This window comes from Octadecabacter arcticus 238, assembly GCF_000155735.2.
GTDB lineage: Bacteria > Pseudomonadota > Alphaproteobacteria > Rhodobacterales > Rhodobacteraceae > Octadecabacter > Octadecabacter arcticus.
The window spans coordinates 4360553-4375499 of record NC_020908.1 but is presented as its reverse complement, the minus strand read 5'-3'; the positions used below and the strand labels follow the sequence as shown (position 1 = coordinate 4375499).

At 55.1% G+C, this 14947-nt stretch carries 16 protein-coding genes; 7 read left to right on the top strand and 9 right to left on the bottom strand.

The genetic code is table 11. From position 1 onward, the window contains the following. Window positions 1–3: 3 nt before the first annotated feature. The 5 genes from lptE to OA238_RS22670 all read right to left on the bottom strand — a co-directional run bounded on the left by lptE (window position 4) and on the right by OA238_RS22670 (window position 5141). Window positions 4–531: an LPS assembly lipoprotein LptE gene (lptE, locus tag OA238_RS22685; protein WP_015497018.1), complete on the bottom strand. Its 528-nt coding sequence runs from the start codon at window positions 529–531 to the stop codon at window positions 4–6. Continuing rightward, window positions 518–3073, bottom strand: a complete 2556-nt coding sequence (gene leuS, locus OA238_RS22680) for a leucine--tRNA ligase (protein WP_015497017.1) — start codon at window positions 3071–3073, stop codon at window positions 518–520. Before leuS ends, lptE begins: the two co-directional genes overlap by 14 nt. Window positions 3074–3159: 86 nt before the next feature. Continuing rightward, window positions 3160–3645, bottom strand: a complete 486-nt coding sequence (locus tag OA238_RS22675) for a DUF3576 domain-containing protein (RefSeq protein WP_015497016.1) — start codon at window positions 3643–3645, stop codon at window positions 3160–3162. 156 nt (window positions 3646–3801) lie between these two features. Then, entirely contained in the window at window positions 3802–3945 is a 144-nt protein-coding gene (locus tag OA238_RS33095; protein WP_187293097.1) for a hypothetical protein, read from the bottom strand. 107 nt (window positions 3946–4052) lie between these two features. Beyond that, window positions 4053–5141: a porin gene (locus OA238_RS22670; protein WP_245581552.1), complete on the bottom strand. Its 1089-nt coding sequence runs from the start codon at window positions 5139–5141 to the stop codon at window positions 4053–4055. Window positions 5142–5261: 120 nt separating this feature from the next. On the opposite strand from OA238_RS22670, the gene OA238_RS22665 reads away from it, so the two are divergent. After that, window positions 5262–5717, top strand: a complete 456-nt coding sequence (locus OA238_RS22665; protein WP_044037426.1) for a hypothetical protein — start codon at window positions 5262–5264, stop codon at window positions 5715–5717. Here the strand turns inward: OA238_RS22665 and OA238_RS22660 are convergent. Further along, window positions 5680–7172 (bottom strand): IS3 family transposase gene (locus OA238_RS22660; protein ID WP_085982782.1). Its coding sequence is split into 2 segments (ribosomal slippage): window positions 5680–6722 and window positions 6722–7172, totalling 1494 coding nucleotides; the frame shifts between segments, so codons are not numbered across the junction. The genes OA238_RS22665 and OA238_RS22660 overlap by 38 nt on opposite strands. 43 nt (window positions 7173–7215) lie before the next feature. Here OA238_RS22660 and OA238_RS35250 point away from each other — a divergent pair. Next, window positions 7216–7488, top strand: a complete 273-nt coding sequence (locus OA238_RS35250) for a tyrosine-type recombinase/integrase (protein ID WP_083906801.1) — start codon at window positions 7216–7218, stop codon at window positions 7486–7488. Window positions 7489–7565: 77 nt separating this feature from the next. Beyond that, window positions 7566–8813: an IS256-like element ISOan6 family transposase gene (locus OA238_RS22645; RefSeq protein WP_015497013.1), complete on the top strand. Its 1248-nt coding sequence runs from the start codon at window positions 7566–7568 to the stop codon at window positions 8811–8813. Between the two features lie 459 nt (window positions 8814–9272). Here the strand turns inward: OA238_RS22645 and OA238_RS22640 are convergent, their stop codons facing one another. Then, on the bottom strand, window positions 9273–10544 hold the full coding sequence (locus tag OA238_RS22640) for a hypothetical protein (protein WP_015497012.1): 1272 nt from the start codon (window positions 10542–10544) through the stop codon (window positions 9273–9275). Between the two features lie 235 nt (window positions 10545–10779). Here OA238_RS22640 and OA238_RS22635 point away from each other — a divergent pair, with 235 nt between their 5' ends. After that, entirely contained in the window at window positions 10780–11433 is a 654-nt protein-coding gene (locus OA238_RS22635; protein ID WP_015497011.1) for a YggS family pyridoxal phosphate-dependent enzyme, read from the top strand. A gap of 8 nt (window positions 11434–11441) precedes the next feature. Here OA238_RS22635 and OA238_RS22630 read toward each other — a convergent pair whose 3' ends face one another. Further along, entirely contained in the window at window positions 11442–11936 is a 495-nt protein-coding gene (locus OA238_RS22630) for a L,D-transpeptidase family protein (RefSeq protein WP_015497010.1), read from the bottom strand. Between the two features lie 77 nt (window positions 11937–12013). On the opposite strand from OA238_RS22630, the gene OA238_RS22625 reads away from it, so the two are divergent. Both OA238_RS22625 and OA238_RS34150 read left to right on the top strand, forming a co-directional pair. Next, a complete protein-coding gene (locus OA238_RS22625) occupies window positions 12014–12592 on the top strand; it encodes a hypothetical protein (protein ID WP_015497009.1) in 579 nt (192 codons plus the stop codon). Further along, entirely contained in the window at window positions 12502–12858 is a 357-nt protein-coding gene (locus tag OA238_RS34150; protein ID WP_245581373.1) for an EamA family transporter, read from the top strand. Before OA238_RS22625 ends, OA238_RS34150 begins: the two co-directional genes overlap by 91 nt. Here OA238_RS34150 and ribA read toward each other — a convergent pair. After that, window positions 12855–13949: a GTP cyclohydrolase II gene (gene ribA, locus OA238_RS22620; protein ID WP_015497008.1), complete on the bottom strand. Its 1095-nt coding sequence runs from the start codon at window positions 13947–13949 to the stop codon at window positions 12855–12857. The two genes, OA238_RS34150 and ribA, sit on opposite strands and share 4 nt — an antisense overlap. Before the next feature lie 153 nt (window positions 13950–14102). On the opposite strand from ribA, the gene OA238_RS22615 reads away from it, so the two are divergent. After that, entirely contained in the window at window positions 14103–14789 is a 687-nt protein-coding gene (locus tag OA238_RS22615) for a response regulator transcription factor (protein WP_044037421.1), read from the top strand. Window positions 14790–14947 lie beyond the last annotated feature (158 nt).

Sequence of the window (14947 nt, the reverse complement as noted above, 5' to 3'; positions counted from 1 at the left end):
TGGTCAGCGGTCCTGCGACGAAATATTTGCGGCCACGCCTGCGGAGGCGACGATGATGTCTGTCACGATCAAATCCGCAAGGGCCACCGCCAACCGGTCGTGCGCGTCGTCTTGTGCTTCGCTGGTGGCGACGGTGGTGCCAAACGCCGAATAGGCCGTGAATGTCTGCGCGATACCGGACGCGAGCGGTGTGTCATTGCCCGGTTCAGTCAGGGTCCACATCGCCTTGCCCGGCAGGTTAAAGCGGTTAATATCTTGTGCGGAACTGATGACGATTGCGTCTTCTTCGATCTCGAGCTGCACTGTGAGCAAATAATCCCCGCGTTCAACACGGCCGAATCGGTCCTCCAGTCGCGTACGCAGACGGAAGCCTTCGGGTGTGTTGGGTGCGCGGTAGGCGATCCGACCACGCAAATTGCGCGCCGCGCCATCTGCGCCATAAACGGGCGTAAATCCGCATCCGGCGAGCAGTCCTAAGACAGGTAAGGCCGTAATTCGCGTTAGAAAGGCGCGTCGGTCAGATGACAACATTGATGATCCGGCCTGGTACAACGATAAGCTTTTTGGGTTGTCCGCCCTCCAAAGCCTTAATCACAGCCTTGTCCGCGAGCGCGAGTTTTTCAACCTCTTCCTTGCCCATGTCTTTTGGCACGGCGATTTCTGACCGACGTTTGCCATTGATTTGAATAGGCATGGTGATCGTCTCCTCAATCATCATCGATTCAATCGCGACGGGCCAAGGCGCGTTGGCGATCAGTGCTGCTCCTCCCAACATTTCCCAAATGTCTTCGGCCAAGTGTGGTGTCATCGGGGACATCAATTGAGCGAGGGTCTTCATTGCTGTGCGCTTTGCGTCGCTGCCTGCCTTGGATTTGGCAATCGCGTTCGTGAACCCATAGAGTTTCGCGATTGAAGCGTTGAACCCAAACGATTCCACACCCTGCGTGACTTCAAAGATCGCTTTGTGCATGTCGCGCAGCAGGGCTTCGTCTTGGTCGTTCGCCGCGTCAGTGTTTTCAGCAATATCACAGGCAATGCGGTGGACGCGTGACAGGTGTTTGAATGTCGCTTCCGCGCCTGACGCTGTCCATTCGACGTCGCGTTCGGGTGGGCTGTCGGACAAGACGAACCAGCGGGCGGTATCCGCGCCGTATTGTTCGATGATTGCCACGGGGTCGACCACATTGTTTTTGGATTTCGACATTTTCGCGGAGGGGATGATGTCGACTTGAGTGCCATCTTTCAGGAAGCCCCCGCCGTCGCGTAGGTCAACGGCTTCTGGGTAGTGATAGACTGGACGACCATCTGCAGATTCGGTCTTGAAAATTGCGTGCGTCACCATGCCTTGGGTGAACAACGCATCAAACGGTTCGATGGCGGTCGCGGGCAAATGGCCCGTCTTGTGCATCGCGCGGGCAAAGAAACGCGAATACAGCAGGTGCAGGATCGCGTGTTCAATACCGCCGATGTATTGATCGACGTTCATCCAATAGGCGGCGTCTTCGGCCTGCGTTGGTGTCAGTGCGTGGGGCGCTGTGAAGCGCGCGAAATACCAGCTGGAATCCACAAACGTGTCCATCGTGTCGGTTTCGCGAAGCGAAGCCTTGCCGCACGCAGGGCAAGGCGTGTTGCGCCATGTGGGGTGGCGATCAAGCGGGTTGCCGGGAATGTCGAAGGACACATCGTAGGGCAGTTCAACGGGGAGGTTTTCCTTCTTCTCCGGCACCACGCCACAGTCGTCGCAATGCACAACAGGGATCGGCGCGCCCCAGTAGCGTTGGCGCGACAAGCCCCAATCGCGCAGTCGGAACTTGGTCACACCTTGGCCTACACCGTTGGCTTCACAGAAATCAATCGCGGCGTTGATTGCGTCTGCACCGTTGGTTGCGGGGTCCCACGCGAACGGTGCTGTCCAGTGAACCATATCGGTTTTGGTGGGCACGAAGGCTTCTGTCAGTTCGGGGTCGCTATCTTCGGACGGGAGGAAAGTCGGGATAATCGGGAGGTCGTACTTCTTGGCGAAGTCAAAGTCGCGCTGGTCGTGTGCGGGGCAGCCAAAGATCGCGCCGGTGCCATAGTCCATCATGATGAAGTTGGCGACGTAGACGGGCAGTTCCCACGATGTATCAAACGGGTGGCGCACGCGCAGGCCCGTGTCAAAACCCATCTTTTCGGCTTTTTCCAAGGCTTCGGCGGTCGTGCCACCCTTGCGGCATTCTGCGTTAAACGCGGCGAGGTCAGGGTTAACCTGTTCCATCTCTTTGGCGATCGGGTGGTCGGGCGAAATGCCGACAAACGACGCGCCCATGAGCGTATCGGGACGGGTTGTGTAAACCTCAATCCGGTCACGTCCGCCGACGTTTTCAACAAGCGAGAACGCAAACTGCAGCCCGCGCGATTTACCGATCCAATTTGCCTGCATCAGTTTGACCTTGGCGGGCCAATTGTCCAAACCGTCCAGCGCTTCAAGCAGCTCATCTGCGTAATCGGAGATTTTGAAGAACCATTGTGTCAGGTCTTTGCGTTCGACCTCGGCGCCGGATCGCCAGCCTTTGCCGTCGATCACCTGTTCGTTGGCCAGAACGGTCATGTCGACCGGATCCCAGTTCACGGTCGCATTTTTGCGATCAATCATACCCGCATCCAGCATGTCGATAAACAGCGACTGCTGTTGGCCGTAGTATTCGGGATCACAGGTCGCGAACATGCGGGACCAATCAATACCAAGGCCAAGCGGTTTCATCTGCGCGACCATGTCGTCGATATTCTGGTAGGTGTAATCCTTGGGGTGAATGCCGGTTTGCATCGCCGCGTTTTCAGCCGGCATCCCGAAGGCGTCAAAGCCCATGGGGTGTAGGACGTTGTGGCCCGTTGCCAGTTTATAACGCGCGATTACGTCGCCCATCGTGTAGTTACGTACGTGGCCGATGTGGATACGGCCTGACGGATAGGGGAACATCTCAAGCACGTAGTACTTGGGCTTGTCATCGCTCCGTGTGGTCTTGAATGTCTCCGCTTTGTCCCAAGCGGCTTGCCATTTGGCTTCGATCTCTGACGGGGTGTAGGGAGCCATGTTTTAGTCCTTGAAAAGCAAACGCCGGGTGCTGGACCCGGCGTTGAAATACTATGGGTTTGGGGCCGTTCTACAGCGCCCAGTTCTTATAGAGCACCGTCTGCAATGCGCAACTGACGCGCACGCGACAGAATTGCGTCCTCAATGGCGCGGGTGGTTTCCGCCGCGGCGGGACCGGAGCGGGTCAGCAAGGCGACATCCAAAGACCGCGCATCAAGGGCTGGATCAGTGATGAAGATCGTCGCGCGGTAACTGCGGCTGCCACCAGGCGGGGTGCCGTAGCCCATGACGATAATACCGGTAAAAGGATCAACGGATTCAATCGGTAAGAAGCTCAGAACATCAAGGGATGCGGCCCAAAGGTAGCGGTTCACCGCGACGTTTTCGACACCACCGGTTCGCGCTGCTTGCTGTGTTGCGGCGGTTGTGCCGCCGCCACCAAATATGCCGCCCAAGCTGCCGATTGACCCGAATGGGTTGCTGCTAAGGCTGCCTGAACCGCCACAGGCGGACAGTGTGGCCACAAGGCCGATTCCAAAGGTTAGGCGAATAAGTTTTGTAAATCCGGTCACGTGTCGATCTTCCCGTCGTTTGTTTAGCAATTGTGTAGCGAAGGGGGGCAGATGTCACAAGGCCAGTGAACACACCCGAACCTCAGAAAAAACAAAGGCACCGTTGGCGAAGCGAACAGCAGATGGATTTTGTGCTGATGACCAATGCGGCGGCGGTCAGCGTGTGAACAGATCACCAAGGCCGCGAAAGTCTGTCGCCATTCCTTCGAGAACGCTTCCAGTGCCGTACATAACGCCCTCGGCTGTGCCGCAACTTGTCATGAACATAGCTATGGATAAGAAAAGGATAAGTTTCTTCATCAATACCTCCGGCACATCATTTGCCATAGATTAACATTTTATTTGAGCAAAAGAAAAGGGCGGCCCCCGAAGGAACCGCCCAAGCCTTAGAGTGTCATTCGGTTCAATTAGAACGCGAAGGAAAGCTCAATAGTTGTACCAGCCTTCAGCTCATAGCCACCGAAAGTGTCGATGTCATCAGAAGTCAATGTACCTACATTGTTGGCATCAGCGAAGGACGCCATCACAGATGCACCGCCACCAAGGTCATAATCTGCAACGATGAAGGCCGCAAAATCGTTGTCTGTGGTGCTGTCACCGTCGATTGAGCCAGCAGTCATAACAAGACCGTTGCCCAAGTCGTAGGAACCCTGCACAGCGAACTCATCTGAGTCCAGATCTGTGTTGAAGTATGCTGCAAGTGCGATTGGACCGGATGCATAACCAACACTTACACCGTATGATTCGTCTGCTGTGTTGTTATCTTCAGCTACGTAGTACGCACCCAAAGTGATGTCGCCCATTGTGTAGCCAACTTCGAGGCCCACAGAAGAACGAGACATACCGCCTCCGAGCACTGTTTGTTCAGCATAAGCAAGAGTTAAGTCAAAGCCTGCAACCGTTGTGCTTGCAAACAGACCCAAAACTTCGTTCATGTTGTAGTCGCCAGCTACAGCAGGAGCAGCACCGAACAAGCCGGACTCTTCCTGGTACGCTAAACCAACAGTGTAGTTGCCGAGATCTGCAACCGCAGCAACGGACAGTTGTGTCGCATCGTCGTCAGCTTCGGTACCAGCATGGTCTTCGATTGCGGTAGACACTGCAGCAGTGACAGAACCGAATGTCAGTTCGCCGCGCAGAACAATGTCGTTGTCGGCTTCGGAGAAGCCGTCAGCAGCCATGTCACCAGCGGACTGCCACAGGGATTCTGCTGCGTATGCAGTCACACCGTAGTACAAACCACCCATTTCGGATGTCAGGGACAAGGTGTAATCGTCAAAATCAACAACATCGGCATCATCATCGTTAGCGATGTTAATGTCGAAAGACGCTGATGCTGTCAGGCCATTGTCGAGTGTAGATGCGAAGCCGGCGATGATTTTGGAGTCCCAGAAGAAACCGTCTGAGATGTCGTCGTTGTAACCCAGTGAGGCGTCACCAGCGAAGGATACGGCAGAGTGGCCGTCAGCGAAAGCGGCGCCAGCGAAGGCGACGATTGCTGTGGAAGCGAGTAGGATCCACTTTAAGATGTCGATGTCTTTTTGACTGCTTTAATGCAGATATAACTCGTTCTCGCAAGCAGCTGACATTAGCAGTGCAGTGAAGAGGGGGGTTATTTGCGATCACTGTCTAAGCTGTTTCGTCATCCAAGACGCACCGATATTACAACCACCAAGCAACGTGCAGCGCTCACGCTCGAAGCGTTCTTTGACCTCAAGTATTATGCCTTCGTCAAAGCCACCAAGCGCCGCAGCACGCATGACCTCTATCTGTTCAACAAGCACTTGCGACCTACGCTTGGTGCAAAGCTGTTAACTGATATTACAAGCGAAGACATTGATTCTTGGATGCTGCAGCAGATAGAAGATGGATACAAAGCAAGCACTGTGAACAAGCACGCCGCAATGCTGAACCGTATCCTTAATATTGGTGTGCATTGGAACTATTTGGAGCGCAACGCATTAAAAGGCGCTGCGATACGCAAGTTGCCTGTTCGGAACGTGTCAACGACTTTGAGACAGTGGCTTTTGGACTTTAGGCTTGGGTTTCTTCGGTTGGTTTTGGTGGGTTGATCCAGACGGCGGTCGGGATTTGAGGCGGTTTTGGTGGTTTGTGTACGAAGCGTTCGGGCGTGGCGAGGAATGCCGCGTCTAGTGTTGCTTGTCGCGCGGTGTAGATTTCTTGGGCCTGCCCAAAATGGATTTGGTTGGGCGTCATCAGACCAATCCCGGCGTGATGATGGTCTTGGTTATACCATGCAAAGAACCTGCGGCAGAATGCGCGAGCCTGCTCGATGGTTTCAAAGTTCTTGGGGAACTCTGGCTGATATTTCAGTGTTTTGAAGTGGGCTTCGGAGAACGGGTTGTCGTTTGAGGTGTGGGGCCGACTGTGGGACTTGAGCACACCAAGATCAACCAGCATCAGGGCTGTCGTCTTTGCCTTCATGGGCCCACCGCGATCTGCATGCAATGTCAGCTGATCGCGTGGAACCTCGTGTTTTTCCATCGCGTCGATGAACAGCTCTTTGAACTGGCTGGCGCTCTCCGCGTGCTCGACGCGCCAGCCAACAACGCGGCGGCTGAAGATGTCGAGGATGACATAGAGATAGAAGTAGGACCATTTCACCGGGCCCCTCAGCTTGGTGATGTCCCAAGACCAGACCTGATTGGGGGCTTCAGCTAGAAGTTCAGGCTTTTGATAGACGGGATGTGTGCGCTGTCGGCGGCGTTCGCCAACTTCGCCCTGCGCGGCCAATATCCGATACATCGTGCGGATTGAACACAGATAGGTGCCTTCATCCAGCAAGGTGGCAAAGACCTCTGTGGGCGTCTGATCCGCAAAGCGGGGTTCGCGCAGGTGGTGCAATACCTGGTCTCTTTCCCTTTCCGGCAGAGCCCGCGAAGACGCTGCGCGCGGTGGGCGTGTGCGTGGTGGTGCCGTCAGCGCCGCACGCTGTCGAAGAACGCTCGCGCGCGATAATGATAGCGCGGCGCAGACAGCCGAGGTCAAGCCGCTGCCGGTGGGCAATGCAATCGCGACGGCCATCATGATTTGCCGCTGCGCTCTTGCGTCTGCTCCATCTCGTCCAGAAGTCCCGCCACTTTTTTTTGGATGGCAATGATGGCTTCCGCCTGATCCAGACGGCGCCGCAAGGCTGTCACCTCACGGTTGGCCTTGGCCAGCTCAGCTTGCAATGGATTGGCAGGTGCCTTTTGTGGGCCACGGCGCATTGGCTGCAATGCACCCAATGTGCCGGCCGCCCGCGCACGGCGCCAATCGGTCAGTGCAGAGGAATAAAGCCCCTCCCGCCGTAGAATGACGGAAACCCCGCCAGTGTCTGCCACTTGGTCCGTCTCATCCAGAATGCGCAGTTTGTATTTGGCTGTGAAGTTGCGTCGCTTCGGGATGCTCGTCAGTTCCGCTGTGGGAGCCAACGGCGCATTAACAACGCGGGGAGGCGACGTCGGGGCCAAAACGGCTCCAGATCCAGCATCTGGCGAAAGTGGTGATTGTGAAGGCATAACCATGGTTCTTCTCCTACGCCCTCAAGTGTAAACTTTAGCCAGTCAATTGTCTCACGCTTATTGGCACGGAGGGGTTGGAGATCATATACAGCGTTTTTTGACACGCAGTGAGATCAGCAAGCTGCTGAGCGCGTGCAAGCAAAGCACGCACCCTTACCTTCATCTGTTTATCAAGCTGTTGTTGCTTACTGGAACTAGAAAGAGCGAGTTGCGGCTTGCAAAATGGAAAGACATTGACGCCAACAGCAGCGAGTTGTTGATCGCACTCAGCAAAAGTGGTCGCAGTCGCAAAGGAGCTATGACTGAATCTGGTGTTTGAGTGGTTTGAAGGTTGGCGGCGTATCTGGTTGAATTGTTGTTGGAAGACAGCAGCCCAACCAAAGGAGATACACCACCATGGGAACTACTAACATTGTTGATTTTGCGCGTCGAGACGAGATGACGGACGCGTTGACGGAGTTGCTGAAAACGGGAGCACAACAATTGATCGCGACAGCAGTTGAGGCTGAGCTTGTCAGTTATTTGGCGCAATTTACCGGCTTACGCACCGATGCCGGTCACGCGGCAGTCGTGCGTAATGGACATCATCCGGCCCGCCCGTTTCAAACGGGCATTGGCCCTGTGAGCGTGCGCATTCCAAAGGTTCGGTCCAAGGACGGCACACCGGTGACATTCCGGTCTGCCCTGGTGCCGCCCTATGTGCGCCGCACGAAGACGCTGGAAGCGGCCTTGCCATGGCTTTACCTCAAAGGGATCTCCAGCGGCGAGATGGCTCCCGCCCTCAAGGTTCTTCTGGGCCCAGATGCCGTTGGCTTGTCGGCTAATACGGTTTCGCGTTTAAAACGCGATTGGGCCAATGAATACGAGGCTTGGAAAGGCGCTGAGTTAGATGACGAGCCCATCGTCTATATCTGGGCCGACGGCGTTCACAGCGGCCTTCGGGGCGAGGATGACAAGCTCTGTGCCCCTGTTATTATTGGGGTAACTGCCCGTGGCAAGAAGCGATTTCTGGCAATTGAGGATGGGGTGCGCGAGTCCACGCAGAGCTGGCGCGAGGTTCTGCTTAACCTCAAAAGCCGAGGCATGAATGCGCCCAAACTGGCCATCGGGGACGGTGCCATGGGGTTTTGGGCGGCCATGGACGAAGTCTATCCTGAGACCCGCCATCAACGCTGTTGGCAACACAAAACGATGAACGTGCTCAATTGTTTACCCAAGCTGTCTCAGCCAAAAGCCAAGGCCGCGCTGCACGACATCTGGCAGGCCGAGACCAAAGTCGATGCAGAAAAGGCGTTCGATCTGTTCATCAAAACCTACGAACCCAAATATCCCAAGGCCACACTATGCCTGCAAAAAGATCGTGAGGAACTCATGGCATTCTTCGACTTCCCGGCGCAGCATTGGCAAAGCATCCGCACTAGCAATCCAATTGAATCGGCCTTCGCGACGATCCGGCATCGTACCAAGCGTTCAAAGGGCTGCCTGTCACGCGATGGCATGCTGCACATGATGTTCAAACTGGGGCAATGTGCTGAGCAAAACTGGAGGAAGCTACGCGGCTTTGACTACCTCGCAAAAGTCATCACAGGCGTCACGTTCAAAGACGGAATCGAAACCACAAACCCCGACCAGATCACCGCATGACCAACAATACTCAAACACCAGATTTGACAATAACTCAAATTTGCCTCGTACCAAGCAACAGCAGCTGTCACAGCGCAAGGTATTCGTGTTGCGCACACAGCTCGCACTACAACAAGCTAACACAGTCAAATACTAGCGTGCATCGTAGTTATAGCGCAACAAGCACTCAGGCTGCGTTTTTCATGATAGTTAACGGGTGCTTGTAGCCGTGCAGCTAGCGGTTCAGCATCCTGCTTACACTGCGCAAATCTGTTGCCACACCTTCAAGTACAGTGCCAGTGCCGTTGAGTATTCCGCCTGTTGTGCCGCAACTTGTGAGCGTCGTAGATATGCACAGTACAATAATAAGATGTCTCATTGGTTGCCTCAGTTATGTTGATGTTTGCAGCAAGTTTGAAGTCTTTAAACGCAAAGAGCGACGCCGAAGCGCCGCTCTCGCTGTAGTAAGTTCAGCTTCTATTAGAAGTTGAATGCAACGCCTACGAATGCGTCATCTGTGTAGTTAACGCCAGCTTTTACGCTTGCGTTAGAACCCAGATCGTATGCGCTTGTGATTTCCCACTCTTCGCCTTCGTTTGTGGATGCTGCGAGGGAGATTGCACCGGCAGCATATGCACCGTTGATGGACCACTGGTTGTCATCTTCGATTGAGTTCCACGAAGCGCCAACACTCACTGCGCCCATTACGTAGGATGCGCCGATTGTGTTTGAACGATCAGTGCCTTCCTCTTCTTCCAGAGCTTCAAGCTTGCTGGAGAAGTTGAAGGTTACGCCTTCCATTGCCACAGTACCGCCGAATGCGTTGCCGCCTTCTTCGTCGAATGCTGCGTATACAGTTCCCATGTCACCAATTGCTGATTCAACTTTAGCGGACCACGCAACGTCAGCAGCAACAGCGTCTGTGCCGGCAGCGTATGCGACGTCACCTGCGCTACCGTCGGCAGCTGTGGCTGTGTTAGTTGCAGCAGCGGCGCTAGCAGCTGTTACATTTGTGTCTGTTTCGTCGACGTCAGCAACCATTGTGAACGTGGCAGGGCCGAAGGTGTTCACGTACTTGATGTCAGCAGCTGCGTCGTCGTCATCGTCAACCAGCTGTGCAAGATCGTTTGGTGCGAATGTCAACACACCATATACGCCTGCGTCCAAAACAGCATTGTCAAAGCCAACGCCGTTGGTTTTTGCACTGTCAAAGCCGTCGTCGTCAGCAAAGTCGTAACCTGTGCCAGCGTCTACGCTCATGGAAGCGGACAATGTGATGCCCAAGTCTGTTACAACAGTACCAGTAACAGTCGCGTTGATTTCAGCATATGTTTCGCCATCGCCAGTGGCAACTGCAGCAGACCCAGCGCCGACGCTAAGGATGTTCAGAACGTCTTGATAAACCAATACGTCTGTATCGTTAGCAGCCTTGTTTGCAGGAACAGAAACAGAGTTTGAATTCAGTGCAGCAATTGCCGATGCTACCAAGCCTGCAACGTTTGATACGGTTGCGGCAGTTATTGGCAATGCGATATTAGCAGCGGTGTTTGTGGCAGTCACGGCAGCGTCATAATCAGCAAGTGCTGTATCAATGGTATCGTCAGTGATTGTTGCAGCAACGGCGTCAGTTCCGCCTTCACGTGCGACACCAGCAGTTGCTTTACCGGACCAGGTAACAGATGTGTGACCGTCAGCAGCAGCGGCGCCAGCGAAGGCGACGAGTGCTGTAGTTGCGAGTAGGATGTTTTTCATTAGATAATTCCTCGTGTTTGCATTCTGCGAGAATGCCAGTTCAACTAGCATTGATGAGGTCTATGCCCCCAAAGGCGTATACACTCAAGGTAATTGCCCACTTACTTCGGATCTGCTGCAAAAATGATGCAGACGGGTCACACACCAAATACCGGCATTCGGGCCGTGGCAGACGGCCAATAACAGTCTAGTTAGCAGTTAAAAATGAATCACACCAAGTAATCAGGAGGTTGCCGTGTCCCTGTTAGAGATCAAGAAACGCATCAGCGCCGCAGAGGCGAAGGCCGGGCGCAGCGATGGGTCAACCAAACTGATAGCCGTTTCCAAAGTACAGCCCAACGAACGGGTCCAAGCGATTCTAGAACAGGGCCACCGCATCTATGGTGAAAACCGTGTGCAGGAGGCCGCAGACAAGTGGCCTGCGTTCCGCGAACAGTTTGACGGGATTGAACTGCACATCATCGGACCGCTGCAAACCAACAAGGCACGGGCGGCAATGGAATTGGCGCAGGCTATTCACACGTTGGATCGCATCAAGCTGGCCCATATGTTCGCGCGTTTGGCCCAAGAGATGGGCGCGTGCCCTGACCTTTATATACAAGTGAACACGGGAGCAGAGCCGCAGAAGGCCGGTGTGCTGCCTGCCAGCGCAGATGCGTTTATTGCCGAATCCGTCGCGCTAGACCTGCCAGTTGCTGGGTTGATGTGTATTCCGCCGGTCAATGAAGACCCCTCGCCGCATTTCAAATTGCTGGGCGACATCGCGGCGCGCAACGGGTTGAACGGCCTGTCGATGGGCATGTCGGGTGATTTTGAAACGGCTGTGGCGCATGGCGCGACGCATGTGCGGGTTGGATCGGCGATTTTTGGTGACCGCGTGCCGACCTGAGGTTTGTCTTATAGAACGATCAAACGTGTCGAATACCGGATGCGCGGGGCGATCCATGCCAGATCAGCCGCGCGCAGGCCGATGCAGCCTTCTGTCGGATGCCCCGGTTTGCGCCAACGGTGAATAAAAATCGCTGATCCGCGGCCTTTGACAGGGTAGGGCCAGTTCCAATTCGTCAGAATAACAAGATCATAAAGCGGGTCGGCGCGGCGCAGTTTTTCGTGGCTGTATAGATAGGGCGCGCGCACCATCAGATTATAGTCTTCATGGGTCGGGTCATCTGACCACAAATCGGTCGTGTGGATCGGCAGCGCCCAATCGGTCGGCCGTTCCATCCGGTCGGGTCGATACAGCATCCCCACAAGACAATGCGTGCCGCGCGGCGTTGCACCGTCGCCCTCAGTTTTGCGGCTGCTGATCCCGCCCCGCCCAATTGAGCACGGAAATTTGCGGTTCATAAATCGCAGATGGGACGGGGTGATGACAAGGTCGGTGGCTTTCATGGGTCCAGCCTGACCAGAACTGTGCAGGTTGTTCAAGCGCCCCTGCTGGGCATAGGGTGCGCCAAAAGGAACGATTGATGCCAACAATTGTTATTGCGACCACATTATGTGCGGCTTTGCTCCATGCCTGTTGGAATGCGCTGGCAAAGAATGCGGCGGACAAACACCTGAGCATGGCGGGGGTTGTTATCGGCCATTTGCCGTATGCGATCATCGGCTTGATGTTTGTGCCGATGCCGGACTTAGCGTGCTGGCCGTATCTGCTGGGCAGTCTGGCGTTTCATTTTGGTTATCAGGTGTTCTTGCTGAATTCCTACCGGATTGGTGATTTGACGCAGGTTTATCCCGTCGCGCGGGGCATCGCGCCACTGATCGTCGCGATGGTGTCGGTGTCGTTTTTAAATGTCGTGTTGGGCTGGCAAGAAGTCGCGGCGATTGTGCTGATCGGGACGGGCTTGTTGTCGCTTGGTCTGGTGCGGGGCCACGGCGGTGCACGCAATCCCAAGGCCGCGATGCTGGCAGCGATTACTGGCTGTTTATTGCGGGTTATTCGCTGGTCGACGGATTGGGTGCGCGGGTCGCGGGGACGGCAGTCGGGTTTTATGGCTGGTCAGCCATTGGCAATGCATTGGTCTTTGCCGCGTTCATGCGGGTGAGCAAACCCGGCACGCTGGGGCGATTATGGTCAGAAGGTCGGTTTGTCCTGGTCGTCGGTGGTGCGGCGTCCTATTGCGCCTATGCGTTGGTTGTTTGGGGGTTTATGCAAGCGCCGATCGCGCTGGTGACGGCCTTGCGGGAGACATCAATCATCTTTGCATTATTTATCGGCGTCTTTTTTATGAAGGAACGGTTGGATTTGTTTAAGGTCGGATCGACGCTCCTGACACTGGTTGGCGCGATCCTGCTGCGGTTTGCCTGTTAAAGCAGGTGGCCGGATTTCGCGGCTTTCGTCGCAAGGTAGGCGGCGTTGTGGTGGTTTTCACCGACTTTCAGCGGTACCCGTTCCGTAACCGTCAGTCCGCTGCTTTCGAGCTTCGCGACCTTGGCGGGATTGTTTGTCAGCAGGCGGACCTGTGAAAACCCCAATTTGCGTAGAATTTCGGCACCAATGCGGAAATCACGTTCGTCGTCAGCAAAACCTAGGCGATGGTTTGCCTCGACGGTATCAAAGCCCTGATCTTGCAAAGAATAGGCGCGCATTTTGTTGGCAAGACCAATCCCACGGCCTTCTTGATTGAGATACAGCAGGACGCCAGCGCCCTCGGCCCCCATTTGTGCCATAGCGCCGCGCAATTGTGGGCCGCAGTCACATTTTAGGCTGCCCAGAAGATCACCGGTGAAACACGCCGAATGAAGACGGGTCAGGACAGGTGCCGCGCGGTCGGGGGTGCCGATTTCAACTGCATAGTGTTCTTCGCCGCCATCTTCGGGGCGAAAAATGTGCAGACGCCCGGCTTCGGACACGTCAAGCGGCAGTTTAGCCGAAATGACGGGGTCCAATGGCGAAAGAGCCGTTGTCAGTGCAGTTTGCGCGTCTACGCGGGTCAGATCGTGCTGGGCCGCGAATGCAGGGCCATCCTTGAGCGCGACCACGACACAGGCAGGCAGAAGGCGTGACGCCTTTGTAAGCGCGATCCCCGCGCGATGCACCGTCGCTGAACCGTCACGGGCTGTTCTGAACGGACCCTTCATCGGGCTTCGCAGATCGTCCGCAGGGTCCGCCATGGCCTGAACCCACGCGATGCCAGCGTCTTTGGGTAGGATCACACGTGCCAGATCACCATCATAAGCGGCCACTTTTAATGTGGCGGCGCGGTGATTGGTGATTGCCAAGACTGGGTTCATGCCTACGAGGCTGGCCAACCTTTCAGCGCTCAAGACCTCAGCGGCGCAGACGAGCCCTGCTGCGTCTGCGTCACACACAACGATTGGGACACCCATACGCAGGTCGGAGCGGGAGCGCGCGAGGCGTTCTGTAAGATCAGGTTTAAAAGATTCTGTGGCGAATGTCATAATCGGGCTCTCTTTGTCCCCTTCCGATACCTGTAAGTGTGAGAAATTGAAACATTTACCCTGCTGACGACACGACGGCGTGAGGCGCTGCCATAAATGTTGCGCGATCACGTATCTAAACACATCTGTGATCTAACAAAGGAGATTGGTGTAATGGCACAACTCAAGAAAATTCTACTTGTTGATGACGACGAGGACCTGCGCGAGGCGCTGGGGGAACAATTGTTGATGACCGAAGACTTTGATGTCTTTGAGGCTGGCAATGGCGCGGAAGCGATGACCAAGGCCAAAGAAGGTTTATATGATCTGGTGATCCTTGATGTAGGTCTGCCCGACACCGATGGCCGTGAGCTGTGCCGTCTGATGCGGAAGCAGGGCGTGAAGTGCCCGATTGTGATGTTGACCGGCCATGACGGTGACAGCGATACGATTTTAGGGCTGGATGCGGGTGCGAACGATTACGTCACCAAGCCGTTCAAATTCCCAGTGCTTTTGGCGCGAATCCGTGCACAGCTTCGCACCCACGAGCAATCCGAGGACGCGGTTTTCACGCTTGGGCCGTATACGTTCCAGCCTGCCCAAAAAATGCTTCTGACCGAGGACAACAAGAAAATTCGCCTGACCGAGAAAGAAACGAATATTCTGAAGTTCCTGTACCGTTCGACCGATGGTGTTGTTGCGCGCGATGTGCTGTTGCACGAGGTCTGGGGCTATAACGCAGGCGTAACGACCCACACGCTTGAGACCCATATTTACCGTCTGCGCCAAAAGATTGAGCCCGATCCCAGCAATGCGCGTTTGCTGGTGACCGAAAGCGGCGGCTACCGTTTGGTGGCCTAAATTATCCCTTGGTGATGGGGTTATATCACCACCTCCCTGTTGGACTTGCCCCGGCTTTTGGTCGGGGCATTTTTTTATGTCGAATTGGCAGCGCCAATCCGATCCAGTGGGGCGCTGCCCCCCGTCGCTGTGCGACTCCCTCGGGATATTTTCGAGAC

What these genes read in the sequence shown, in the direction of transcription:
- lptE (WP_015497018.1), bottom strand. Translation starts at nt 531, where the DNA reads ATGTTGTCATCTGACCGACGCGCCTTTCTAACGCGAATTACGGCCTTA.
- leuS (WP_015497017.1), bottom strand. Translation starts at nt 3,073, where the DNA reads ATGGCTCCCTACACCCCGTCAGAGATCGAAGCCAAATGGCAAGCCGCT.
- OA238_RS33095 (WP_187293097.1), bottom strand. Translation starts at nt 3,945, where the DNA reads ATGAAGAAACTTATCCTTTTCTTATCCATAGCTATGTTCATGACAAGT.
- OA238_RS22645 (WP_015497013.1), top strand. Translation starts at nt 7,566, where the DNA reads ATGGGAACTACTAACATTGTTGATTTTGCGCGTCGAGACGAGATGACG.
- OA238_RS22640 (WP_015497012.1), bottom strand. Translation starts at nt 10,544, where the DNA reads ATGAAAAACATCCTACTCGCAACTACAGCACTCGTCGCCTTCGCTGGC.
- OA238_RS22630 (WP_015497010.1), bottom strand. Translation starts at nt 11,936, where the DNA reads ATGAAAGCCACCGACCTTGTCATCACCCCGTCCCATCTGCGATTTATG.
- OA238_RS22625 (WP_015497009.1), top strand. Translation starts at nt 12,014, where the DNA reads ATGCCAACAATTGTTATTGCGACCACATTATGTGCGGCTTTGCTCCAT.
- ribA (WP_015497008.1), bottom strand. Translation starts at nt 13,949, where the DNA reads ATGACATTCGCCACAGAATCTTTTAAACCTGATCTTACAGAACGCCTC.
- OA238_RS22615 (WP_044037421.1), top strand. Translation starts at nt 14,103, where the DNA reads ATGGCACAACTCAAGAAAATTCTACTTGTTGATGACGACGAGGACCTG.